Source organism: Pseudomonas sp. P4_B4 (assembly GCF_056402255.1).
On record NZ_JBFUHS010000012.1, the window covers coordinates 36,403 to 60,246 of the forward strand.

At 60.4% G+C, this 23,844-nt stretch carries 24 protein-coding genes; 10 read left to right on the forward strand and 14 right to left on the reverse strand.

Features of this window, described 5'->3' with window-relative positions:
• Positions 1 to 56: 56 nt before the first annotated feature.
• The 4 genes from AC1DVE_RS14615 to AC1DVE_RS14630 all read left to right on the forward strand — a co-directional run bounded on the left by AC1DVE_RS14615 (position 57) and on the right by AC1DVE_RS14630 (position 2,439).
• On the forward strand, positions 57 to 1,040 hold the full coding sequence (locus AC1DVE_RS14615; protein WP_223533762.1) for a CgnE/CgnB domain-containing protein: 984 nt from the start codon (positions 57 to 59) through the stop codon (positions 1,038 to 1,040).
• Between the two features lie 195 nt (positions 1,041 to 1,235).
• On the forward strand, positions 1,236 to 1,727 hold the full coding sequence (locus AC1DVE_RS14620) for a P-loop NTPase family protein (protein WP_223459210.1): 492 nt from the start codon (positions 1,236 to 1,238) through the stop codon (positions 1,725 to 1,727).
• A 206-nt stretch (positions 1,728 to 1,933) separates the two neighbouring features.
• A complete protein-coding gene (locus tag AC1DVE_RS14625; RefSeq protein ID WP_223459208.1) occupies positions 1,934 to 2,188 on the forward strand; it encodes a type II toxin-antitoxin system prevent-host-death family antitoxin in 255 nt (84 codons plus the stop codon).
• Positions 2,185 to 2,439, forward strand: coding sequence for a Txe/YoeB family addiction module toxin (locus AC1DVE_RS14630; protein WP_015093589.1), 255 nt, complete (start codon positions 2,185 to 2,187; stop codon positions 2,437 to 2,439). The genes AC1DVE_RS14625 and AC1DVE_RS14630 overlap by 4 nt, the downstream gene beginning before the upstream one ends.
• 8 nt (positions 2,440 to 2,447) lie before the next feature.
• On the opposite strand, the gene AC1DVE_RS14635 is transcribed toward AC1DVE_RS14630, so the two are convergent.
• A complete protein-coding gene (locus AC1DVE_RS14635) occupies positions 2,448 to 3,623 on the reverse strand; it encodes an aspartate aminotransferase family protein (protein WP_223543383.1) in 1,176 nt (391 codons plus the stop codon).
• 102 nt (positions 3,624 to 3,725) lie between these two features.
• On the opposite strand from AC1DVE_RS14635, the gene AC1DVE_RS14640 reads away from it, so the two are divergent.
• On the forward strand, positions 3,726 to 4,643 hold the full coding sequence (locus AC1DVE_RS14640; RefSeq protein WP_223543384.1) for a LysR family transcriptional regulator: 918 nt from the start codon (positions 3,726 to 3,728) through the stop codon (positions 4,641 to 4,643).
• Between the two features lie 9 nt (positions 4,644 to 4,652).
• Here AC1DVE_RS14640 and msrA read toward each other — a convergent pair whose 3' ends face one another.
• The 3 genes from msrA to msrB are packed head-to-tail and all read right to left on the reverse strand — an operon-like array spanning position 4,653 to position 7,717.
• Positions 4,653 to 5,360, reverse strand: a complete 708-nt coding sequence (msrA, locus tag AC1DVE_RS14645; RefSeq protein ID WP_223532656.1) for a peptide-methionine (S)-S-oxide reductase MsrA — start codon at positions 5,358 to 5,360, stop codon at positions 4,653 to 4,655.
• 29 nt (positions 5,361 to 5,389) lie between these two features.
• Entirely contained in the window at positions 5,390 to 7,165 is a 1,776-nt protein-coding gene (locus AC1DVE_RS14650) for a cytochrome c biogenesis protein DipZ (protein ID WP_477784008.1), read from the reverse strand.
• A 33-nt stretch (positions 7,166 to 7,198) separates the two neighbouring features.
• On the reverse strand, positions 7,199 to 7,717 hold the full coding sequence (gene msrB / locus AC1DVE_RS14655; RefSeq protein WP_223459081.1) for a peptide-methionine (R)-S-oxide reductase MsrB: 519 nt from the start codon (positions 7,715 to 7,717) through the stop codon (positions 7,199 to 7,201).
• A gap of 151 nt (positions 7,718 to 7,868) precedes the next feature.
• Here msrB and AC1DVE_RS14660 point away from each other — a divergent pair, with 151 nt between their 5' ends.
• The 4 genes from AC1DVE_RS14660 to AC1DVE_RS14675 all read left to right on the forward strand — a co-directional run bounded on the left by AC1DVE_RS14660 (position 7,869) and on the right by AC1DVE_RS14675 (position 12,792).
• Positions 7,869 to 8,588, forward strand: coding sequence for a response regulator transcription factor (locus tag AC1DVE_RS14660; RefSeq protein WP_008000098.1), 720 nt, complete (start codon positions 7,869 to 7,871; stop codon positions 8,586 to 8,588).
• Complete coding sequence (locus tag AC1DVE_RS14665) at positions 8,585 to 10,105, forward strand: sensor histidine kinase (RefSeq protein ID WP_223538279.1); 1,521 nt, start codon at positions 8,585 to 8,587, stop codon at positions 10,103 to 10,105. The genes AC1DVE_RS14660 and AC1DVE_RS14665 overlap by 4 nt, the downstream gene beginning before the upstream one ends.
• 184 nt (positions 10,106 to 10,289) lie before the next feature.
• Complete coding sequence (locus tag AC1DVE_RS14670) at positions 10,290 to 10,994, forward strand: hypothetical protein (RefSeq protein ID WP_223459086.1); 705 nt, start codon at positions 10,290 to 10,292, stop codon at positions 10,992 to 10,994.
• Positions 10,995 to 11,361: 367 nt separating this feature from the next.
• Entirely contained in the window at positions 11,362 to 12,792 is a 1,431-nt protein-coding gene (locus tag AC1DVE_RS14675) for an aminotransferase-like domain-containing protein (protein WP_477784009.1), read from the forward strand.
• A gap of 24 nt (positions 12,793 to 12,816) precedes the next feature.
• On the opposite strand, the gene AC1DVE_RS14680 is transcribed toward AC1DVE_RS14675, so the two are convergent.
• From AC1DVE_RS14680 to AC1DVE_RS14725, 10 genes are all read right to left on the reverse strand, one after another.
• Positions 12,817 to 13,617, reverse strand: coding sequence for an N-acyl homoserine lactonase family protein (locus AC1DVE_RS14680; RefSeq protein ID WP_223459089.1), 801 nt, complete (start codon positions 13,615 to 13,617; stop codon positions 12,817 to 12,819).
• Positions 13,618 to 13,631: 14 nt separating this feature from the next.
• Positions 13,632 to 14,591: a diiron oxygenase gene (locus AC1DVE_RS14685; RefSeq protein ID WP_223459091.1), complete on the reverse strand. Its 960-nt coding sequence runs from the start codon at positions 14,589 to 14,591 to the stop codon at positions 13,632 to 13,634.
• A 67-nt stretch (positions 14,592 to 14,658) separates the two neighbouring features.
• Positions 14,659 to 15,417, reverse strand: a complete 759-nt coding sequence (locus AC1DVE_RS14690) for a TauD/TfdA family dioxygenase (RefSeq protein ID WP_223459092.1) — start codon at positions 15,415 to 15,417, stop codon at positions 14,659 to 14,661.
• Positions 15,418 to 15,438: 21 nt separating this feature from the next.
• Positions 15,439 to 16,311, reverse strand: coding sequence for a branched-chain amino acid aminotransferase (locus AC1DVE_RS14695; protein WP_223534422.1), 873 nt, complete (start codon positions 16,309 to 16,311; stop codon positions 15,439 to 15,441).
• Between the two features lie 31 nt (positions 16,312 to 16,342).
• Positions 16,343 to 17,683, reverse strand: a complete 1,341-nt coding sequence (locus AC1DVE_RS14700; protein ID WP_223459095.1) for a KamA family radical SAM protein — start codon at positions 17,681 to 17,683, stop codon at positions 16,343 to 16,345.
• Between the two features lie 32 nt (positions 17,684 to 17,715).
• Positions 17,716 to 18,360: a glutathione transferase gene (gene yfcF / locus AC1DVE_RS14705; RefSeq protein WP_223459097.1), complete on the reverse strand. Its 645-nt coding sequence runs from the start codon at positions 18,358 to 18,360 to the stop codon at positions 17,716 to 17,718.
• A gap of 243 nt (positions 18,361 to 18,603) precedes the next feature.
• A complete protein-coding gene (locus AC1DVE_RS14710) occupies positions 18,604 to 19,089 on the reverse strand; it encodes a cupin domain-containing protein (protein ID WP_223459099.1) in 486 nt (161 codons plus the stop codon).
• Between the two features lie 83 nt (positions 19,090 to 19,172).
• Positions 19,173 to 19,667, reverse strand: coding sequence for a RidA family protein (locus AC1DVE_RS14715; RefSeq protein ID WP_150727357.1), 495 nt, complete (start codon positions 19,665 to 19,667; stop codon positions 19,173 to 19,175).
• 48 nt (positions 19,668 to 19,715) lie between these two features.
• A complete protein-coding gene (locus AC1DVE_RS14720) occupies positions 19,716 to 20,996 on the reverse strand; it encodes an ATP-grasp domain-containing protein (protein WP_223459102.1) in 1,281 nt (426 codons plus the stop codon).
• Between the two features lie 42 nt (positions 20,997 to 21,038).
• Positions 21,039 to 22,139: an MFS transporter gene (locus AC1DVE_RS14725; RefSeq protein ID WP_223459103.1), complete on the reverse strand. Its 1,101-nt coding sequence runs from the start codon at positions 22,137 to 22,139 to the stop codon at positions 21,039 to 21,041.
• 148 nt (positions 22,140 to 22,287) lie between these two features.
• Here AC1DVE_RS14725 and AC1DVE_RS14730 point away from each other — a divergent pair, with 148 nt between their 5' ends.
• Positions 22,288 to 23,706, forward strand: a complete 1,419-nt coding sequence (locus tag AC1DVE_RS14730; RefSeq protein ID WP_223459105.1) for an aminotransferase-like domain-containing protein — start codon at positions 22,288 to 22,290, stop codon at positions 23,704 to 23,706.
• Positions 23,707 to 23,844 lie beyond the last annotated feature (138 nt).

Consider the following 23,844-nt stretch of genomic DNA (forward strand, 5'->3'; position numbering starts at 1 on the left):
ATGAAAATGGGCGTCAAGATCACTCTTGCCGCCCACCGACAAAAAAGGAGGTACCAATGTTATCCAGATCGATGATAACAACGCTCTTTGGTCAAGAAGAGCCTTCCATAATTGCGGACTTTGAGGAGTTCCTCCAAGAGTGCTCTAAATTAGGATTCAAGACACTCAACATCTCTGACATCGACAGTCTCCCCAAAAATAGCATCATCTTTTCATTCACTAATGACGCAGCGAAAAAGACATTTGAAATTGCGAAAAACACCAAACACAAAAAAAGCATCTTTTGCGCAACACAAGTATTCGAGCCTACTTTAAAAGCAGCACTTTATAGTTTCAATCTATTATTGGTAAGCGACTTTCAACGAGCACTAAGCACACAAAGACATGTACTGAACATGCTCAATTCACACAACTCATTTTTCTTGACTGGAAATGACGCTGACGCGCAAATAACGATAGCCCCTCACGCTCAGCCTTATGCTTTTATTACGGAGGATATAGAAAACGATTTCATTCATTCCGTGGCGGAGTTTTTTGAAGTTCATTATGCTCACATGAATCCACAAGATCCGAGTCCATTTTCCTTTCACGGAACCTTGAAAATAGCCGGAATACTTACAGTTCTTAGAAGACCCAACCCTGTTTTACCAGAAGGCTTAAATATTTCTTTAAAATGGTTGAGCGATCGCATATCTGAAGAAGGTGCACTATTGACCATTGAAGACAACACAATCACCTCACTGAAAATAAATGGCAATGAACACATAAAACTATTGGATCTTGCAGCAGGGCCTAGAGGCCTCAAGCTGACTGAGTTTGCTATTGGAGTAAACGACACAATCGCAAATAGCATTAACTACAAAATCAACTCTCAATTAAACGAAGGGATTAATGGCGTTCATATAGCAATCGGGGACGGTTCTTCTGGTTATCACATAGATTTCCTGAGCCCGACAGTAAAGGTAAGCCCGACTCACAACAGAGCCAACCTGATCGCCCTTACTACAGCCTCCCACATCACGGCAATGTCTAAAACATGACACTATAAAAGGGCTTACAGAAATGATGAGCAGTGACGCACGGCAAGTTACCGATAGACCTCAAGGCGCGCAGGCCGGCGGATTCTGGTGTACCTGTAGGCTTGCCCGCGGTAAGACCAGCACATCCAACATCAATGCTGACTGAAGCACCGCTTTCGCGAGCAGGTTCGTACCCACAATTGATCGGAGTCGCTCATGGACCTCACCCGCACCCTGATCATCGGCAACTCCGGTTCCGGCAAGAGCTGGCTGGCGCAGCGGCTGGCCGAGCAACTGCATGTGCCCTGGACCGATCTCGACTGGATTCACTGGCTGTCCGACGAACACAGCATCCCCCGCCCCCGCGCCGAAGCATTGACCATGGCGCGGATCGCGGCCGAACAAGAGCGCTGGGTGATCGAAGGCGTGTATGGCTGGATCGCCTGCGAACTCCTGCCACGGGCGACTGCGCTGATCTGGCTGAGCGTCGGGGACGAGGATTGCGTGGCCAACATTCGACAACGCGAGGCCGGGCGCGATGAGCAGGACCTGTTGCTGATCGACTTGCTGGAGTGGGCGGGCAGTTATCGCCAGCGGCAGGGGTCAAGTGGATTTGCGGCGCATCAGCGACTGTTCGAGGAGTTTTGCGGTGGGAAAATCCGTCTGCGGGATCGGGAGGAAATCGCGGCGCTGGTTCATCACTCGTAAATTTTTGCAGCTGTGGTCGGACAATCCTGATGGATGGCGTGTAGCTCAGAATGGGATTACATCAGTCACGGAAACGTCCTGAGGAACATTCGGCGATACTCGATACAAGCGTGGATGCACTTTCCACGTAACAACCACTCGTAGGTATCGCCTTGCTAACATGTACTCATTTCTGTACGTTCTCTGCATCAAGCGAGGACAATCACATGGAAACCATCAACTACACCAACGCTCGGGCACACCTGGCGCAAACCATGGACCGGGTGAATGAAGATCGCGCCCCGCTACTGGTAACCCGCCAGAAAGGCGAGCCGGTAGTGATGATGTCATTGGCCGAATACAACGCACTCGAAGAGACAGCCTATCTGCTGCGCTCCCCAGCCAACGCTGAACGCCTGATCAAATCAATCAGTAGCCTGCGAGCGGGCAAAACAAAAACCAGGCAACTGATTGAAGAATGAATATCGAGTTCACCCCTGAAGCCTGGGACGATTATCTCTGGTTCCAGCAGAACGATAAGGCCGGGCTCAAACGTATCAACCTGTTGATCAAAGCTATCCAGCGTGAGCCTTTCGACGGTCTGGGAAAACCCGAACCGCTCAAGCATAACCTGAGCGGATTCTGGTCACGCCGGATAACGGCTGAACATCGACTGGTCTACGCCGTTGAAGACGGCGAAATACGCGTCGTGATGTGCAGATACCATTACTGAGCAGAACTTCAGCCCGCTTTCACCACCCGACCCACCCCTCTGACAATCATCTCCACCTCCCGCTCATCAATAGTCAGCGGCGGTAGCAGGCGGATGGTCTTGCCCCGCGTGACGTTGATCAGCAAACCGTGATCCCGGGCGGCGATCAGGCTCAGGTCGCGGATCGGTTGCTTGAGTTCGATGCCGATCATCAGGCCCTGGCCGCGGATTTGCGAGACGTTCGGGTTGCCCGCCAGTTCTGTGCGCAATCTTTCGAGCAGGCGCTCCCCCTGAAGCCGGGCGTTTTCCAGCAGCCCTTGTTCTTCAACGATATCCAGCACGGTGCAACCGACCCGGCAGGCCAGCGGATTACCGCCAAAGGTGCTGCCGTGGCTGCCCGGCGTGAAGAGTTCGGCTGCCTTGCCACGGGCCAGGCAAGCGCCGATGGGCACGCCGTTGCCCAAGCCCTTGGCCAGGGTCATGACGTCCGGGACGATGCCTTCGTGCTGGAACGCGAACCACTGGCCGGTGCGGCCGATGCCAGTCTGGATTTCATCAAGCATCATCAGCCATGAGCGCCGGTTGCACAGTTCGCGCACGGCCTTGAGATAGCCCGGTGGCGCCAGTTGCACACCGCTTTCGCCCTGGATCGGCTCCATCAGGATCGCCACGATCCGCGAGCCAAAGGCCTGTTGCACCTTGTCCAGCGCGTCGAGGTCGCCGAACGGCACTTTGACGAAATCCCCCGGCAGCTTGTTGAAACCCAGGCGCACGGCCGGACCATCGCTGGCCGACAAGGTGCCGAGGGTGCGGCCATGGAATGCGTTCTCCATGACCACCACCAGCGGCTGCTCGATGCCCTTGTGCCAGCCATGCAGCCGGGCGATTTTCAGTGCGGTTTCGTTGGCTTCGGCCCCGGAGTTGTTGAAGAACGCCCGGTCCATGCCCGCCAGCCGCGTCAGTTTCTGCGCCAGCCGCTGTTGCCAGTCGATGCTGTAGAGGTTCGAGGTGTGCAGCAGCAACCCGGCCTGTTCAGTGATGGCAGCGACGATTTTCGGGTGGGAGTGGCCGACATTGGTCACCGCCACACCGGCAACCGCATCCAGGTATTCGCGACCGGCCTGATCCCACAGGCGAGTGCCCAGGCCCTTGTTGAAACTCAAGGCCAAGGGTTGGTAAGTGCTCATCAGGCAGGCGGCGGTCATGACATCAAGCTCCAGCAGGGGTCGGTGTTTTTGCAGTATGGTTAGCCACCCGAGCTGGATAAACACTGTAAAACTTCAATCATTTAAAAGCAGAGCTTGATAATGGATCTGTTCCAGGCAATGACCGTCTACGTCAAAGTGGTGGAGACCGGCAGCATGACCGCCGCCGCCTTGCAGTGTGAAATGTCCACGACCATGGTCGGCAACCACCTCAAGGCCCTGGAGCAACGGCTGGGTGTGCGCCTGCTCAACCGCACGACACGGCGCCAGCGGCTGACCGAGTTCGGCGCCGCGTATTACCAGCGCTGCCTGGAAGTGCTGGGGTTGGTGGCCGATTCCGAGCGACTGGCCGAGCAGGCGCTGGACGAACCGAGCGGCATCTTGCGCATCACCGCGCCCTTGACCTTCGGTACCGAGCGCCTGGCGCCGGCACTGAGTGAGTTCAGCCGGCAAAACCCGCGGGTGAAACTCGACGTGGTCCTGACCAACCGACGCCCGGATCTGCTGGAAAACGGCCTCGATGTGGCGTTTCGCCTCGGGGCGCTTGAGCCCTCCAACCTGATCGCCCGCCCGCTGATCGACTACACCCTGACCATGTGCGCGTCACCGGAGTACCTGGCCCGGCGGGGCACACCGCAAACGCCTGAAGACCTGCGACACCACGATTGCCTGTCCTTTGCCTATCCGGCCGGGGATGACTGGCAATCGGTGCAAAAGGAATGGCGCCTGGCCGGTCCCGATGGCGAAGTCAGCGTAGGGGTCGGCGGGCCGATGCTGATCAACAGTTCGGCGGGGTTGCATCAAGCGGCGCGCACCGGCATGGGCATCGTGATGATGCCCGATGCCCTGGTCGAGCAAGACCTCAAGGACGGAAAACTGCTGGCCCTGATGCCCGATTACTGCCCGCCCAGTCGGCCGATGCACCTGGTCTACGCCCAGGATCGCCACCGTTTGCCGAAACTGCGGCGCTTCGTCGAATTCGCCGTGCAGATGTGGGGCAAGCACCCGTCGGCCGAATAGGCCATGCATTTACATCCCCGCCTTCACCAGCACCGGCTGTTCCTGATATCGATTGGGGTACAGCTGCTTCAACTGCGCGACCTTTGGCAAATCGTTGATCACGATGTACGGATAGGTCGGATGTTCGGTCAGGAAGTCCTGATGCTCCTCTTCCGCCGGGTAGAAACCGTTGAAGGTTTCGAGCTTGGTCACGATCGGCTTGTCGAAGGCATGGGCGGCGTCGAGCTGGGCGATGTAGGCCTGTGCGACCCGCTGCTGCTCGGCACTTTTGGTAAAGATCGCCGAGCGATACTGGGTGCCGCTGTCCGGCCCCTGGCGGTTGAGTTCGGTCGGATTGTGCGCCACCGAAAAGTAGATCTGCAGCAAGGTGCCGTAGCTGACCTGAGCAGGATCGAAGGTCACTTCGACCGATTCCGCATGGCCGGTATTGCCGTTGCTGACGCGCTCATATTGCGCGGTATTGGCCGCCCCGCCCGCGTAGCCGGAGACGGCGTTCTTCACGCCTTTGACATGCTGGAACACCCCTTGGACACCCCAGAAGCAGCCGCCGGCGAACACCGCGGTTTCGCTGCGGGCCTGGGTGGTTTCGTCGAGGGCCGGCGGTGGAAGGATGACCCCCTCTTCGGCGCCACCGAAGGAGAACGCCGAGCATTGGCTGATGATGCCGGCAGCCGCCAGCCCCAGCAGGGTACGGCGCCAGGTAAAGAGTGTTTTCATGGGGCGAACTCCTGAATCGTTGGAAGTAATCAGCCGAAGGTGAAGGCGTAAGCCGACGCACCCGGATCAAGAAACTCGATGCTGAAGGTCCGGTCGGTCACGCCGCCGCTCTGGCGCACCAGTTGATACAAGCGTTGGTCCGTCACGGTGCCGCTGCCATCGGGGGCCACGTCCATGCCGTGGTCATTGCCCGGCGCCTTGCCGTCGATCAGCACCTTGAAGCGCACCGGTTTGCCATCGGCGCCAGGGCCGAGCACCAAATGCAAATCACGGGCGTGGAAGCGATAGACGATGCGGCTGGCCGGTGCGCTGGCGGTGGCTCGCTCCGGGCCGACATGCCATTGGCCACCCAGGCTCCAGTCGTTGAGGGCCAGTTGCGCCGGCGGGTTGTAGGCCGCGACCTTGTCCGGCACCAGCGCGGTTTCCGGTACGAAATGCTCAGCGCGCTGGTAGCCGACATAGGTTTCCGGCGACTGCACGGCGTCGTTGTCCGGGGCCATTTGCACGCCGTCGGCCTTGGCACTGATCAGCCCGTCGGCGACCTTGGCCGCCCCCGCCTCGCGCAGCAATTGCTGGATGACCCGCTCCGACTCGGCGTACGCGCCTTCGCCGAAATGGTGATAACGAATGCGTCCCTGGGCGTCGGCAAAGTAATGCGCCGGCCAGTACTCGTTGTTGAAGGCGCGCCAGATCTTGAACTCGTTGTCGATGGCCACCGGGTAGTTGATGCCCAGGTCTTTCATGGCCTTGGTGACGTTGCTGACGTCGCGCTCGAAGGCAAACTCCGGCGCATGCACGCCGATCACCACCAGGCCCTGATCGCGATATTTTTCGGCCCAGGCTTTGACATAGGGCAGCGAACGCAGGCAGTTGATGCAGGAGTAGGTCCAGAAATCCACCAGCACGACCTTGCCTTTCAAGGCCTGGGCATCGAGGGGTGGCGAGTTGAGCCATTGCACGGCGCCCTCCAGTGACGGCAGGTTGCCTTCGACCGGCAAGGTGCCCGGGGATTTCTCGGCCACTTGCACCGCGCCCGCGGAGGTCGTGTTTTGCGCCATCATCGCCCCGCTGTTACGCGGTAACTTGCCGGACAGTTTCTCCACCAACGCTTGCTCGATTCCGCCGGTCGACGCCGTGGAAAACCGCGCCAGAACCCCCGTATCCAACCCCAGGGCAATCGCCGCCACACCGGCCAGCATTGCAGCGCCCAGACCGCGACGCAGCCATTCACCCGCGCCAATCGAGCGCTTCATCGCGGCGAAGACTTTGCCGCCCAGCAACAAGGCCAGCGCGAGGGACGTGGCAGCACCGGCGGCATACGCCAGCAGCAAAAAGGTGGTTTGAATGCTGGCGCCTTGCAGCGCCGCACCGGTCAGCAGCAAACCGAGGATCGGTCCGGCGCAGGGCGCCCACAACAGGCCGGTGGCCACGCCGATCAGAAACGAAGCGCCAGGACGCGGCCGCGAATCGGCGCCCGCCACCTCCGACAAACGACTGCCCGCCGCCACCAGTGGCCGGGTCAGGCGTTCAGCCAATTGCGGCAGCAACAACGTCAGACCGAACAACGCCACGAACACCAGCGCCAGCCAGCGCCCGTACTGGTTGAGTTGCACCACCCAGCCACCGCCCACCGCCGCCAACGTGGCGACCAGCGCGAAGGTCAGCGCCATGCCCACCAGCAGCGGCAATCCGCTTTTGACGAAGGGTTGCCCGGTGCGGGCGAAGACAAACGGCAACACCGGCAGAATGCACGGGCTGACAATCGTCAGCACACCACCGAGATAAGCGAGGACCAGCAGCCACATGGCGATTACCTGCAAAAAGTGAGTGGAGGGGAATCACACCGTCTTCGGCACGAATTTCATCGCCAGGCCGTTCATGCAGTAACGCAGGCCGGTGGGTTTCGGGCCGTCGTCGAAGACATGGCCCAGATGCCCACCGCAGCGCCGGCAGTGAACCTCTTCGCGGACCATGCCGAACGCACGGTCCTGGCGGGTGGCCACGGCCTTGTCCAGGGGTGCCCAGAAACTCGGCCAACCGGTGCGGCTGTCGAATTTGGTCGCTGAGGAAAACAGCGGCAGGTCGCAACCGGCGCAGGCGAAGGTGCCATCGCGGTGCTCGTTGTTCAGCGGGCTGCTGTAGGCCCGTTCGGTACCCTCTTCGCGCAGGATGTCGTACTGCTCATCGCTGAGGATGGCGTGCCATTCTTTGTCACTGTGGGTCACTTCGAATGCCTCCGCTGCGCTGGCCTCGCTGATTAATGCGGTGCCTGTGGAAAACTTCGGCAACAGGCCGATCGCCAGTGTTGCCACCCCCAGTCCGCCGCTCACTAGAAGAAATTGCCGTCGTGAAAACATGCTCGTCTCCAAAAAATCCAGGGGTGTTTCATGGAACACAGCCTAGGCTTTGGGTGATCGCCAAATCCTCACGGGAAGTTAAACAATTCGTGATAACTCGGGCCCTGAAAAACCCGCACAATGCGTCCATTGCGCCGAAGGATTGAGCTGTATGGAACAGACCAAACGCGTCCTCGTGGTCGAGGACGATATGCATATCGCCGACCTGATCTGCCTGCATCTTCGCGATGAGCAGTTCGAGGTGGTGCACAGCGCCGATGGCGATGAAGGCATGCGCCTGCTGCAGCAAGGCAACTGGGACGCACTGGTCCTCGACCTGATGCTGCCCGGTGTCGACGGCCTGGAAATCTGCCGCCGCGCCCGCGCCATGGCTCGCTACACGCCGATCATCATCACCAGCGCGCGCTCCAGCGAAGTGCACCGGATTCTCGGCCTGGAGCTGGGTGCCGACGACTATCTGGCCAAGCCCTTTTCCATGCTTGAACTGGTGGCCCGGGTCAAGGCGCTGCTGCGCCGGGTCGATGCCATGGCGCGCAACCTGAAGATGGACGCCGGCAGCCTGCTCACCGATGGCTTGGCCATCGACCCGATCACCCGCGAAGTGTCCCTCGACGGACGGCGCCTGGACCTCACGCCCCGGGAATTCGACTTGCTGTACTTCTTCGCCCGCCAGCCCGGCAAGGTGTTTTCGCGCATGGACCTGCTCAATGCCGTGTGGGGCTACAGCCATGAAGGCTACGAGCACACGGTCAACACCCACATCAACCGCCTGCGCGCCAAGATCGAGGCGGACCCGGCGCAACCGGTGCGCATCCTCACGGTCTGGGGCCGCGGCTACAAGTTCGCCACAGGCGAGGAGCCGCAGCCATGAGGCTGACCCTGACGCAACGCCTGTCCCTGGTGTTCGCCGTGCTGCTGCTGGTGTGCTGCGGCACGTCGGCGTGGTTGCAGGTGCGCTCCAACCAGATGCATGAGCAGGAAGTGGTGCAAGGCTTGTCCCGGGACCTGGCGCAGCACATCGCCAGTGACACGGTGCTGATGGACACCCAAGGCCTGATGCCCAATGCCGTGCGTGACCTGTTCAGCAAACTGATGCAGGTCAACCCGAGCGTCGAGGTGTACCTGCTCGACACCGAGGGCAAGATTGTCGGCAGCGCCGCGCCCGAGGGCCGGATCCGTCGTGAGCGGATCGACTTGGCGCCAATCCAGCGCCTGTTGCGGGGCGATGCCCTGCCGATTCTCGGCGACGACCCGCGCAGCGTCGATGCACGCAAGGTGTTCAGCGCTGCGCCGCTGAAGGTCGACGGCAAGCCGGCCGGTTATCTCTACGTGGTGCTGCTCGGTGAGGATCACGACCGCCTGGCCGAGCGCGGTGCGACCAGCGCGGCACTCAACACAGCGCTGCTGTCCATCGGCCTGGTGGCGCTGCTGTGCCTGATCGCCGGTCTCACGGCGTTTGCCCTGATTACCCGGCCGTTGCGCCGCCTGACTGAAACCGTCAGCCAGTTCGACATCGATGGCGTTCCAGTCACCCCGGCCCTGCCCGTCGCGGTGGAAAAAGCCGCCAGTCACGATGAAATCGCCGTGCTCGATGCCGCGTTCCGGCAGATGCAGACCCGCCTGGGCGAGCAATGGCGCTCTTTGACCCGCCAGGACCAGGAGCGCCGCGAACTGGTGGCGAACATCTCCCACGACTTGCGCACGCCGCTGGCCTCGTTGCACGGTTATCTGGAAACCCTGTCGCTCAAGGACGCTACGCTGTCCCCTGCCGACCGCCGTCGCTATCTGGGCATCGCGCTGGACCAGAGCCGCAAGGTCGGTGGTCTAGCGCAGTCGCTGCTGGAACTGGTGCGGCTGGAGCACGGCTTCGTGCAGCCGGTGCTGGAACGCTTTTCCCTGACCGACCTGGCCCAGGACATCTTCCAGAAATTCGAGCTCACCGCCGAGGCGCGCAAAGTCAAACTCAAGGCCACCTTCGCGCCTAATGCCTCGGCGGCCTGTGCGGACCTCGGATTGATTGAACGGGTGCTGACCAACCTGTTCGACAACGCCCTGCGCCATACCCCGGCCGGTGGCGAGGTCGAACTGGGCCTGCGCCCGCAAGGATCGTTTATCGAAGTCACCGTCAGCGATACCGGCCCCGGCATCGCCCCGGAACTGCGCGAAGGGTTGTTCCTGCGTCCGTTCAATATCGGCGGCGCACGGCGTGATGGCGGGTTGGGGCTGCGGATTGTGCATCGCATCCTGCAATTGCATGGGCGCGAGATACAGTTGATCGATGTGCCGGGGCGGGGGGCGACGTTTCGGTTTTCTTTGCCGATCGATGAGGAAACGGCGACTGCGTTGGCGGTGCGGTCGATGAACCTCAATACACCCAGACAGGCCTAACAGTCCGAGGCGCCTGCATCGCGAGCATTCGAGCGTCGACCGGCTGCTCCTACAGGGGAGCAAAAAAATGACCAGCCGCCCGTTGATCCGTGACAACGCCGCCCCGGTCCAATAGATTAGGCGACCTGAAAAAGCCCCCGGGCTTTCTCGCCCCAATTCAAGTTATAGAAGTAGTGAAATTTCAATGTCCGATTCCAATACCGCTGAAACCGTAGTCACCTTGTCGTCCAAAGCGGAATACGAAAACTCCATCAATCTTTCACAACACGTGCCCCAGGCCAAGACCATCAGCGAGATGGTGCTGGACGCTTTCCAGTCCACCCGCGAAAGCGACCAGATCCGCGAACTGCGTGCCGCCATCCGTCAGGCCCACGACAGCTTCGACGATGACAAAGCCTACGAACTGATGGGCCAGCTCAAGCAGCTCAAGGACGTCGAGGCCGCCGACATCGCCGCCCTCGAAGACCTGAGCAGCAAATTCCCGATCAGCCGCATCCTGTCCAGCTTCAAGGACGACCCGGCGTTCCAGGAAATCGTCTACGGCCTGGCCCTGAAAGTGCTGAACCAGACCCACCAGGCCATCAGCAACCCGGGCAGCGGCAAGAGCAAAGCCGCCAAGGCCAAGAAAGAAGTCGAAGTGTTCACCATCAGCAAGGACGGCATGAGCGTCACCTTGCCGTTGCGCACCCCGCGCTCGCGCCTGAACGTCGACCGTGAAGCCCTGGAATTCCTCGGTTTCACCTTCGTTGGTGAAGGCGAAGAGGCAGAACTGGAAAGCGAGACGTTCCTGGACAACAGCGGCGCCGAGCAAGCGGTCAACCGCAAGAACATCATCACCGCCCTGCAGCAGCAGACCGCGTTCGATGGGTACAGCATCGCAGCGCAGTAAGGCGCCCCACCCTGATCTGTGGTGAGAAGACTGCCTGTGGCGAGCGAGCTTGCTCGCGCTTGAGTGCGCAGCACTCAAAAAAAATCGGCAATTGCTGTCAGGTTTTTAGGGCCGCTACGCAGTCCAGCGCGAGCAAGCTCGCTCGCCACAGATCCGTCACGTAATACCTTTAAGAATGTAACACCCAAAGCCCCGCCATCAGAGCGGGGCTTTTTATTGCCCGTGATTCGGGCAAAACCGCGATTACTCTTCCAGTATCGACGCAGAACCACACTTCCCTTCACCCATGAGCACCACGGGTCCGCCTGCGGGGAGCGTCAACTCACTTTCCAGCCCAGACCTCAGTGGTGCAACTGCCGAGGTCATCATGAACACGACCCCCTTGTATCGCCAGTTGGCCAACCACTACCTGGACGCTATCCGCAGCGGCACCCTGAAAACCGGTGAACGCCTGCCCTCGATCCGGTTGATGATGGAAAAACACGCCGTCAGCCTGTCGACCGCCGTGCAGGTGTGCCGGGAACTGGAAGACTACGGTGTGCTGGAAGCCCGGCCGCGTTCCGGCAACTACATTCGCCAGCCCGACACCCTGCCCAGGCCCGCCCCGATTGCCCTGGCACCAGCGCCGGACACCCGCGCGTATGTCGGCATTCATGAACAGGTCTGCGCGGTGCTCAAGGCCAGTCAGCGCGCGACGATCAAGGTCAATTTTGCCAGCGCCTACTGCGCGCCTGAGCTTTATCCGCTCAAGACCTTGCAAGACAACATGATCAAGGCCCTGCGTTACGACGCCTGCCTGTTCGGCACCGCGGGCGGCGCCTGCGGCAACAGCGCATTGCGCAACATCCTGGCCCGGCGGGCACTGGCCAGCAAGACCCACCTGGCCCCCGAGCGGATCGTGATCACCAACGGCGCCACCGAAGCGATCAACCTGGCCTTGCGTGCGGTCACCCGCCCCGGCGACACCGTGGCCGTGGAGTCGCCGACCTTCTACGGTCTGCTGCAAACTCTCGAAAGCCTGAACCTGCGCGCGCTGGAAGTCCCGGCCTCGGCCCACACCGGGCTCAATCTGCAGGCCCTGCAACGGCTGCTGCAAGGCCCCGAACGGGTCAAGGCATTGATCGTCATTCCCAACCTGCAAAACCCGCTGGGCAGCATCATGCCCGACGCCAACAAGGCCCGGCTGGTGAAACTGTGTGCAGAGCACAACACCGTGCTGATCGAGGACGACACCTACGGCGACCTGGTGGACACCGAGCAGCCGCTGTCCACGCTCAAACATTGGGATAGCACCGACAACGTGATCTATTGCGCTTCGTTGAACAAAACCCTGGCACCGGGAATGCGCCTGGGCTGGATCAGCGCCGGCAAATGGCACGACCGCGTGGAGATGCTCAAACATGCGCAGTCGCGCGGGTGCGAGGCGTTATCGCAAATGGCGGCCAGCGAATTCATGCGTACACCCTCCTACGAGCGCTACCTACGGCGGTTGAGGAAAACCCTGACCCAACAACGTCAACAGATGAGCGAGGCGATTATTCGCTACTTCCCCCTCGGCACCCGCGTGACCAACCCCCAGGGCGGCACGTTGTTATGGGTTGAACTGCCTCGCCGGCATTCGTCCATCGCGTTTTTTCATGATGCGTTGAACGTCGGTATCCAGATTTCGCCTGGGGATATCTTTTCCAATGCCAATCGCTTCGATCACTTTGTGCGCATTGGCTGTGGCGCGCCGTATTCGCCGCGGATTGATGAAGCACTGCAGACGTTGGGGCGCATCCTGAAAAATCAGGGCTAACACTACCCCCTGTGGGGGTGATTTTCAGAGCGGATTCTGGTGCAGGCAAATGATATGCGGGTCGTCATTCCAGTGCGGGAAACGCTCGGCGATCAGCGGGTCGTGGCCGGGGATGACGTGGTCTTCGCTGTCGGCCAGGCGGTCGATCTCGGTGAAGGCTTCGAGAGTTTGCGCCAGGTCATCAAGGATCGGAAACGGACTGCGCTGACGAATGTTGACCCACAAATGCGCTGCATCCGAGGCCAGCACAATCCAGCCGCGCTCGGTATTGACCCGCACCACCTGGCTGCCCGGCGTATGCCCGCCCACCGGGTGCAGGGTCACGCCGGGAACTACCTCGACAACACCGTTGTGCAAACGCATCCGCCCTTCGAACAGCGGCGGCAGCGCCGACATCACGTCCTCGACCTCGTAGGTTTTGTTCACCGTGCGATGGGCCATTTTCGGCCCGGTGCAGAAACGCAGTTCCGCTTCCTGCAAATGCACCGTCGCCTTCGGGAACAGCCCGAGGTTGCCGGCATGATCCCAGTGCAAATGGGTTAGGACCAGGTGCTCGACCCGGGCCGGATTGATGTCCAGTTGCCGCAGGGATTCTTCCGGCAGGCGATACATCTGGCGATTGCGCCGGTCCGCCGTGGACGGCTGGAAACAGGTGTCGACCACGACCACCTGCTGCTCGTTGCGGATGACCCAGAAGTAGTAGTCCAGCGGCATCGGCGCATTCGGATCACCGCAGCAGGCGTCGTAGAGAAAGTTCTCCCTGGCGGTTCGCTGGGCGTTTGCGCCGACACGAATAGCGAAGACTTCGTACACAGGAGCAGACATGGACACCTCCGGGTTCAGGCGACCGCCGTGGTTTTGAGGGTCGGGCGGAAATCGAAATCGATCTGGTCGCTGATGCCCAGGTCCTGAGCCAGCTTATGCAGGCCGCTGTAGTCGCGCATGATGGTCGCGTTCTTGTTGCTCTCGCGGGTATCGGCAATGATCAGCGCCGCATCCTCGACCCCGAGCTGCGTCAGAATCGCCTCCCACATCGAGTAGTCCTGGGCGATAAAAGCACTCAGCGCCACCGACAGGTTGCGTGCGAAAAATTCCCGCTGGATGGGCTGCATGTTCGCGTACATGACCTTGGCCACTTCGGCCAGCACCTTGCTGTGGGCGTATTCGTCGCGGTTGTGCAGCTCGGCCACCCGGCGGTTCTGCGGCTGGATGGTCTGGTCGTCCGCCAGCAGGTCCAGATAGGCGTTGACGCTGATTTCGGCCACCACCGCAAAGGTGATCGCCGCCAGATCCCGCTGCCATTGCTCGGGCAGTGCTTCACGCTGGGCTTTGAGGCGCAGGTAAGTGACGGACGGCGGCAAGTCCAGATCCTGATCCAGCGCCCGGTCGAGTTTGGTCCGCTCGATGGCGCGCAGGTGCATCAGCGTGTGGTAGTGCTCGTCGATCAGGGTCTGTTGCATGGCCTCGCGAAAATGCCAGTCATCCTTGCCCAGGTACTGATTGGCGATGACGCTCAGCGCCGGATTGACCACATGTTCCTCGGCAGTGACGGTGCGCAGGTTGTAGCCGATCCACCCCCAGGTCACCACGCTGCTCTTGAGCTCGTCGCTCAAGGCCTGGAATTTCGGATGGTGAAAGAACGGCACCATGCACTCCGGGTAATCCGGGCGCGCCGGGTCGAATGCTTCGTTGACCTGGGCCCTGTCCGGCGAACACACCGTGGCGCGCTTGGTCCAGGCCTGGTTGAGCCGCACGATCAGTTGATGATCGACCTGGGCGATCTCGATTGCTGTTTGCATGACGCGATACCTGTAAGGCGCGTACCCGCCAAGGGGTACGCCAAAAGAATGAAGGGCGCCGGAAAAATCAGGCCAGCCAATAGCGGGTCAGGTTGCGCGCCGGGTCAGTGTAACGACTGCGGGCGTGGATCATTCGCCAGTTGTCCCAAATCAGCAGGCATCCGTCGGGAATCAGCACCGGAACGTTGTGCTCGACGAAGTACGCTTCGCCGAGCACGGCAAACCTGGCCAGTGGCGAGGTGCTGTTGGCAACCAGCGATTGCTGCAACGCTTCCTTGGACGGATTCACGTCGCCGTAGTGAAACTGGTTGTAGCTGAAGCGGAAAATATCCCCGTCTTCCGTAGGCGTGAGGATGTACTCCTTGACCCGCCGCTGTCCCGGTTCGCCCGGTTTGGCGGTGGCGATAAATTCTACCGGCGTGTCATCCAGCCACTCACGCAGTTGCGGCTCGCTGTGTTCCAGGGACTTGAGAAACTCGTAGCCGTCCACCAACCCGGTGTGCCCGCCACCGCACGTGGCCTGTTTATGGCAATGCAACGCCAGATAACGTGGCGGCGGCCCATAGACCGGCGCTTCAGTGTGCGGGCCGATGCCGTTCATGCTCTGGGAATACGGCAAGTCTTCGTAACCCGGCTTGCGGGTAATGGGAAAGGCCATCTGGCCGTTGAACTGCGGAATGATCGGGCCGAATTCGCGCAAGGTGCCTACGACATCATCGGCAAATTCGTCTGGGGTCAGCACCGTCCAGCCCAACGTCGACAGTTCTTCGTGACGATGGCCGAGTGAAATGCAAGGTTGAGACGCAACAATCCCTTGGTCTGACATGGTGAGATTCCTGGCGGGTGATCAGGCGTTTACGGTTGAGGTGTAAGCGGCGATGAAGTCGTGGCAGGCGTCGCCCGGTCGGTAGTGCTGTTCATCGATGCTCTGCACCGGGGTGATTTCGGCGGCGGTGCCGGTGAGAAAACACTCGTCGAAGTCGCCAAGCTCTGTAGGCAAAATCGTGCGTTCGACCACTTGGTAGTCCAGCGCCTTGGCCAGTTCGATCACCGTCTGGCGGGTGATGCCGTTGAGGAAGCAATCCGCTGCCGGGGTGTGCAGCGTCCGGCCTTTGACGAAGAACACATTGGCACTGGTGGCTTCGGCGACGTGGCCGCGCCAGTCGAGCATCAGCGCATCGTGGTAACCCGTGTTCTCGGCGTCGTGCTTGCTCAGTGTGGCGATCTGGTAATGCCCGGAGGCCTTGGCTTCGAACGGGCTGCTGCTCGGTGGCGGGCGGCGCCAGGTCGCGGTTTTCAAGCGGATGCCGGCCATGCGCGCCGCCGGGTCGAAATAGCTCGGCCACTGCCAGCACGCGATGGCCACATGCACACGATTGAAACGCGCCGAGGTGGAAATCATCTCGCTGCCGCGCCAGGCCACCGGGCGCAGGTAGCCATCGACGACCTTGTTGCGTTGCAGCAGTTCGTGGCTGGCCGCCTCCAGTTCAGCCAGCGCATAGGGGATGGCAAAGTCCATCAGTTGCGCCGAGCGATACAAGCGCTCGCTGTGTTCGCGCAGCTTGAAGATTCTGCCGTTGTAAACCCGCTCGCCTTCATACACGGTGCTCGCGTAATGCAGGCCATGGGTCAGCACATGCAACTGTGCCCGGGACCACTCGACGAACTCGCCGTCGAGCCAGATAACGCCCTCGCGCTGATCAAACGGGATACTGCTCATATCCATATCTCCCCATTGTTCATGATTTTTCCTACGCCGTTTCCAGCAACACGGGTATCAATTCCGGCACGGCGGTGAGCTCGGTCTGAAAGAAGAACGCCCGCTCGCCGAAGGCCGGTTGCAGGTCATCGAACCAGGTCACTTGCGGATCGAAGCGCGCGTAGAACGTGCGCAACACCCATTGCGGATTGCGTGCCTGAAGGAACTGCAAGACGAAGACTTTTTCCCCGGCGACAGTCTCGATGCCGTTGATCAACACCTTGCCGTAGAAGGTGCTCATGGACGGCCCGCGCACCGTTCGCGCAAGCCCCGATACCGTGCGGTACGCCGCCTGGAAGATCTCGAAGGCCCGGGCCAGCGGCATCGCGAAGTAATGGCTGGGGCCGGTATCGCGCTCGACGAACATGTAATAAGGCACGGCCCCGAGCCGCACCCCTTCGGTCCACAGCGCGGCCCAATCGGCGGGGTTTTCGTTGATATGGCGGATCAGCGGCGCCTGCATGCGCACCGTCGCGCCCGTCGAGCGAATGCGCTCGACGGCCCGGCGGGCTATGGCCTGACGGATCTCCACCGGGTGGTTGTAGTGGCCCATGATCGACAGGTTTTTCCCCGCCGCAACGATGCGCTGGAACAGCTCCAGCAACTCGGGCGCATCCTTGTCGCTGACAAAACGCTGCGGCCAGTACGCCACGGACTTGGTGCCGATACGGATGTTCTTCAGGTGTGGCAACGCCAGCAGCGGCTCGATGTAACCGGCCAGGGAGCGGGTGTTCATGATCATCGGGTCGCCGCCGGTAATCAGCACGTCCGTGACTTCGCTGTGCACCCTCAGGTAACTGACCAGTTCCTGGGACTCGCGGGCGTTGAACTTGAGTTCTTCCTCGCCGATGAACTGCGCCCAGCGGAAACAGAAGGTGCAGTACGCGTGACAGGTCTGACCGGCACCGGGGAAAAACAGCACGGTCTCGCGGTACTTGTGCTGGATGCCCGGCAGGATTTTGCCGTTGAGGGTGACACCATTGTGGGTCAACTGCCCGGCCGGATGCGGGTTCATGCGCCGCCAGATCGCCTCGATCCGACGCTTGATCGCTGCGCTGTCATCCAGCTCGATCAATTGCTTGAGCGAGGCATATTCCTCCGCCAGCAACATGTCCTTGTGGGGAAAGGTCATACGGAAAACAGGATCGTCCGGAATGTTGTTCCAGTCGATCAGCGTGCCCAGCACGTATTCGTTGGTGCGAAACGGCATGACCCGCGCCACCACGGTCATGGCCTCCTGCAACGCCGGCGTCAGCTTGTGCCAGTAAGGTGTGTCGCGGATGGTGCGTGAGTTATAGGGTTTGTAGCGTTCGTGCTCCGACAGTCCTTGCATGGCCGCGCTCCTGGTGATTGCCCTGAGTGTTGTTACGCGATGGCCGGCGCTTTGCGCTCTATGTCCATCCACGCCCGGACGCTGTCGCGATCCCACTGGCGACGCACATACGCCGCGAGCCGCGCCGGTACCGGATCGCCGTTGGCAACCAGTCGGTTGAGCATGATTGCAAGGTCGGTGTCGGCAATGCTCCAGTCACCGAACAGATGCTCGGCGCCCTCTTCCAGCAAATGGTCGGCGACGAAGAACAAGCGTTCGACGGCAGCTTGGGCCTCGTCGGACAGCGCAGTGTTTTTCTTGCCGAAATACACCAGGTCAAACGGGCGCTCCTTGCGTACCACCAGCAAGTCACTGCGCAACCAGGCCTGCAATTGGCGAGCACGGGCGCGCAGCTGGATGTCCTGCGGATATAGTTTTTTATGCCCGGGAGAGAGCTCATCGAGGTATTCGGCAATCGCCGATGATTCCGACAAGGCAAAATCGTCGTGAACTAACGTTGGAATCTTGCAGGTCAGCGAAAGATCGCGATAACTCGCCAGATAGTTTTCGCGTGCTTTTAGATCAACCGTAACAAGTTCAAATGAAAGTTGCTTTTCCTTGAGTGCCACAAAAGCCGACATCGCAAAAGCGCTGACATGATCGGCACCGACATACAATTTTAGCTTCCTGTTTTCCATAGAACACTCCATTGACCAACTGCAGGAATTGACGTGCATTGGAAGTGATCGTAGTTAGTTGAATGAAGGCTGAATAGATACAGAATTTGTCCGTTTCAATCGATACAGAAAGTTGATTTACACCGACAGATACGCAGCCAAAACCCCGGCAATAACGCTGCAAAAGGCGATACGGAGCAGGTCTGAAAAACAAAAAAAAGGGAGCCCACGAAAGTGGGCTCCCTGGGCTGATGCGGTGGGAAATTACGGTTGGGTGGTGATCAGGCCATGGCTGTCGGCGAAGTTCGAAAGCAGTGCCATTTGCGGCATATTGCTCATGTTCAGCATCGCCAAAGGCTCGTGATTACTGGTGTTGACGAAGCCGTGCCTGGTCCATGCCGGCACCAGCAGTACATCGCCGCTGCTGACGTTGACCCCATCGGCATCGCCGAGGGTCAACACGCCCCTGCCGCACTGGATGACAAACAGATGCCACCAGGAATGGGCATGGCCGTTGAGCGTCACACCGGGGTTCAGCCATTGCATGGCGATCGCCATGCCAGGCGTCACCTCACAGCCCTCAATGCTTTTGTCGTGAGCCAACGCGACAATATCAACGTCGCCGGCTTCAAGGGTCTGACGCATACCCGCCAGTTCAGTGCCTTTCCATACCTTGGGACTTGGCGGTCGATGGTGCAGGCTCTGACGAAAGTCCTTATATGAAAAAAACGCACCTTGAAAGTTATCCATTCGCACGTCCTTTCTTTTTATTACCCATACTTTAGCGCTAAACCTTAAGTTAACGGTTCAGCGCTGTAAAGTCGGGAAACAACTTACAAAACCGATGGGCGCAAGGCGGCGATCATGTCCACTTCTATCGCGGCATTCTTGGGTAACTGATAAACACCCACCGTGGTGCGGGTATGTTTACCGGCATCACCCAGCACATGGCTGAACACATCCGAGGCGCCGTTGGCCACTTCACTCAAATCGACAAAGTCCGCCGTGGACTTCACATAGACCGTTACCCGGATCAATGACTTGATCTTGTCCAGCGAACCAATGGCATCGACGATCAACGCCAGCCCACGCATCGCGCTGATGCTGGCGGCCGCTTGCGCATCGGCCAAGCTGAGGTCCAGGCCGACGCGGCCAGGGTAATGGATCTTGCCGTTCATGCGCGGCACCAGGCCGCTGATGTACAGCTCATCGTGATGACGGATCAGCGGTGCGTAATGCCCGCCTGCGGTGTTTTCGCCGTAGATGTCATAACCAAACTCTTTGGCCAGGGCGATGAAGCGTTCATCGCAGGTCATGTGCTGGATCATTGATCGAACCCTCTTAATCAGTAATGCAAAAAACGGGTGCTTGCAGGCTCAACACACGGCGCGGGTCGCCGGTGCCAGGCAAGTCACCTCAATGCGTGACTCAATCGCCTCGGCCAGACGCAACAGGTCGTTGCTCAGTTGCCCGTAGTGTTCGTTGAACAACACGATGTGGCCGATGAATGAGAAGTTGTCTTTCACTAACGCGCTGACGGAGTCGCCGATACGCTTGGCGTACTGGCCCTCCACCAGCTCGATACGCAGGGCGCGGGCCAAGGCCTTGATGTCGGGCGTCGCGCGCAGGATTCCGCCGGCCGGCGCCCTGAGCAGTCGAATGCCGCAATAGCCGCGGGCCACGGGCTCATGCTGTTCGGTCTGCCCTTCCACCGCCCAGCGCACCCAACGTTCCCATGGGTCGAAATTGACGAAGGCGCGTTTGGCCAGGTCCCAGATGTGCATGCCGCCGGGGCGCATGTTGGTTTCCACGGCGGAGGTCAGGTTGTCGCTGCGCAGGAACACTTCGTTGTGCCAGGCACCATTGGCCTGGGATACCAAACCCGACATATGCCGACCGGCAGCCATCAAACGTGCCTGAACCTCAGCCGCAAGCGGTGCGGGCACAACTTGCTGGATCTCTGCGCGGTAGGCGCCTTCGGTGGTGGTTTTTTCAGTCACCCAGGTGCTGCCGGCCACGCAGTCCCAGCTGTATTCGCGGGCGTTCTGCACCAGCGCTTCAAGGACGATGCCGCCTTCGCGGTAAGGCTTCAGGGCGAGCCAGGCGTCATCGCATTCCGAAGGGTGATGGATGACGCGACAGCCCCGGCTCGCGCCTTCGCAGGCCGGCTTGATGAAGGCTTTTCCGCCCAGTTCGACGACACGCTGGCGCAGTTCCGACAGGCTTTCGACCCGCGCGGAAAACACCGGTCGGTATTCTCCGGGGGAGGTGCTGGCCGCCGCTTCGAGCCGACGGAAGATCTGCTTGTCCAGACCCGCCCGCGCTTCGCCTGGGGTAATGCCCGGCAGGTCGAAGTGAGTGGCCAGCGCTGCACCGAGCAGCACGCCGCGATCGGAGAACGGCAGTACGCCGATCAGCTTCCAGCTATCGGCATTCAGGCACCCCACCACCAGTTCAAGGGACGCCGCCACGTCTTTCTCGGCCAGCGAAGTGCTGCAGACGTGATCGGCCACTTGGTCGTCATGGGGCTGAATTTTCTCGACCAGCAGGATGAGCCTGGCGTTGTAGAGCGACTTGCACAGCTCGCGCAGTTTCTGGATGTCGTGAACCCGATTGCCGTTGTAACCGACCACTACTACGCATGAAGTCGTATTCATAATGCCCCCGACCTGCAAAGTGAAAACCGCAACGGCGATGACTCAGTCATGCAACGACGCATTGGATTTACGGTTGAGCCAATACCAGGCCAGGATCCCTGCGGCACCGATGGCGGCCAGCACCAGCGCGTTGTACGGCGCCGGCACCACCCGCATGATCAACACGGTCAGCCCGGCCCCCACCCCCAGGGACACTTCCTTGACGAACATGTTGTTTTGCTTGACCGAGAAGTAGTCGAGGTAGCTGAAGGCGCACTCGGCAATGGACAGCAGCGCCACCCAGACCAGCGCCCCGGCGAGGGTTTCGACGTGGAACGCGGCGGGCGAAGACAGAACGGCAAAGCCGCCGACGATGATCCCGATCACCGCCACGACCTTGAAGCGCCCGGTGCGCTCGATCAGCTTCATCACCGGCACCTGGGCGAACACCACCACGGCGCTGTTGAGGATCAGCATCAAGCCGTACCAAGCCGGCAGCTCGCCGGTCTTGAGCAGAATCGCCTGTGGCAGGATCGAGAACACCCCGAACAGCTTGATGCCCATGATGATGCCGGCGATCACCCAGGGCAGTTTGTTGCCCCAGTTGCTGCCGGCCTGACTGGCCGGGCGGGCCAGCACCGGTTCGGTGGTGAAGGTTGCGCCGAGGGCGATCGGCAGGCACAGCAACACGAACGCCGCCGCACCGAGGAAAAACATCGTAGGCGTGAGAAGCGGCGACAACAGGATCAAACCGGCCACCAGGCTGCCCATGTTCATGGCCACGCGGTTGTAAGCCGCGCCTTCCTTGGTCTGGGCCGCTTCGCTCTTGATCAGGTAACCGGCGATGGCAATGCCGTAGGCAAACAACGCGGCAGCAAACATCACCATGCCTTGATGGCTGGTCAGCGCGAGCAGCACCAGGCCGAGCCCGGCACACAGCAGGGTGACGCTCAGGGAACGGCGGCCAAGCACCAGTAAAGTCAGGGGCAACAGCAGCAACAAGGCGCGATATCCAAGGGCCAGGATGCTGTTGGTGGCCGTGTCGAGCCAGACGTTGGCCTTGCCCAGCACCGCAAACAGCGAGACAGCGGTGATGATCCGGATCGTGAATAACCGCAGGTTAATGACCGGTTTGGCTACCGCGACCGTTGTTTCGACACCCATGCAACACCTCAGGAACCAGGTGAATGCCCGCCGACAAAGGCCGACATTCAGAAAAGTCTGTAAGGGCATGGTAGAGAGAGAGGCTTGTCCTGATCAGAGCAAGTTCGTATAGAATCCAACGAACTTTACTGCCGGAGAGACCAGTAAAATGCAGGTTCAACGTGCAGTCATTGCCGCCATTGAATTCCAGCCCGGCGTGCCGCTGGTGCAGCAGATCGTCGATCAACTGACCCAGGCCATCAGCACGGGTGGCCTACCCCACGGCGCCAAGCTGCCGCCGATTCGCGAACTCTCCGACTTGATGAACGTGGGTAAATCCACGGTGGTCGATGCCCTGGACCGCATGCGGGCCAAGGGGCTGGTGGTGTCGCGCCAGGGCTCCGGGCATTACGTGCATCGCTCCGAAGCGGCGCTGAAAAGTGGCACCGGCCCAGACCTGCAACCCCAGGACACCCTCAGCGTGATTCGTCGCGCCTTGCTGCTGGACAACGGCACGCTGCGCCCCGGCTGCGGCTTTCTGCCGACCTCGTGGCTACCCGCCGAAGAATTGCAGAAAGCCGTGCGCAGTACCCTGCGAGCAACGTCGTTGCGCATGGGCGAGTACGGCGTGGCCGGCGGTTACGTGCCGTTGCGCCAGGCCCTGCGGGTCAAACTGGCGACCTTCGGCATCGAAGCGCCGGTGGACCAGATCATCACCACCGCCAACACCATGCAGGCCATCGACCTGCTGATGCGCCTGCTGGTCAAACCCGGCGACACCGTGCTGCTCGACGACCCCTGCTACTTCAACATGCACGCCAACCTGGCATTGCACGGGGCCAAAGTCATCACCATCGCCCGGGATTGCGACGGCATGGACCTCGACGCCTTCGAGCAACTGCTGATAGCCCACAAACCCGTGCTGTACATGACCAACAGCACGCTGCATAACCCCACCGGCCACTCGTTCACCCCGGCTCAGGTCTACCGCTTGCTGGAACTGAGCCACCGCCATGGCTTGCACATCGTCGAAGACGATCTGTACTGCGACATCCAGCAACGCCGCACCCCACGCCTGGCGGCCAGCGGGCTGGACAACGTGAGCTATGTGTCGGGCTTCTCCAAGACCCTGACCGCCAACAGCCGCGTCAGCTACACCGTGCTCTCGCCACAATTGGCGGCACGCATGGTCGCCCTGAAAATGGCCTGCGGCGGGGTGACGTCGGAGCTGGCGGAGCAGATCACCTGCACCATGCTCAGCGACGGCAGCTATGCCAAACATGCGCGGCGTACGGTGGATCGGTTGTATGAATCCAATAGCCGTGTGGCGAGTTGGTTGGCGGAGGCTGGGTGCTCGCTTTCCTCGTTGCCCGGCGAAGGTGTGTTTATCTGGGCACGGTTGCCGGAGGGCTTGCACGCCGAGAATCTGGCTCGCCAAGGGCTGGAGAACAATATGGTATTGGCGCCGGGCACGTTGCTGAGCAAAGGGCCGGATGCCAGTCAGTTCCTGCGATTCAACGTGGCTCACAGCGACAGCTTGCAGGTGCGGGAGCGGTTTTTCCGGTTGCTCGACACTGCCCAAAAATAACCGACACGCCTCAAATCCTGTGGGAGCGGGCTTGCCCGAGATGGGGCCGTCACATCCAGCATCAATGTCGCCTAACACACTGCCATCGCGGGCAAGCCCGCTCCCACAGGGTCTGCGGTGTCCCGGCCATCCCCGGCC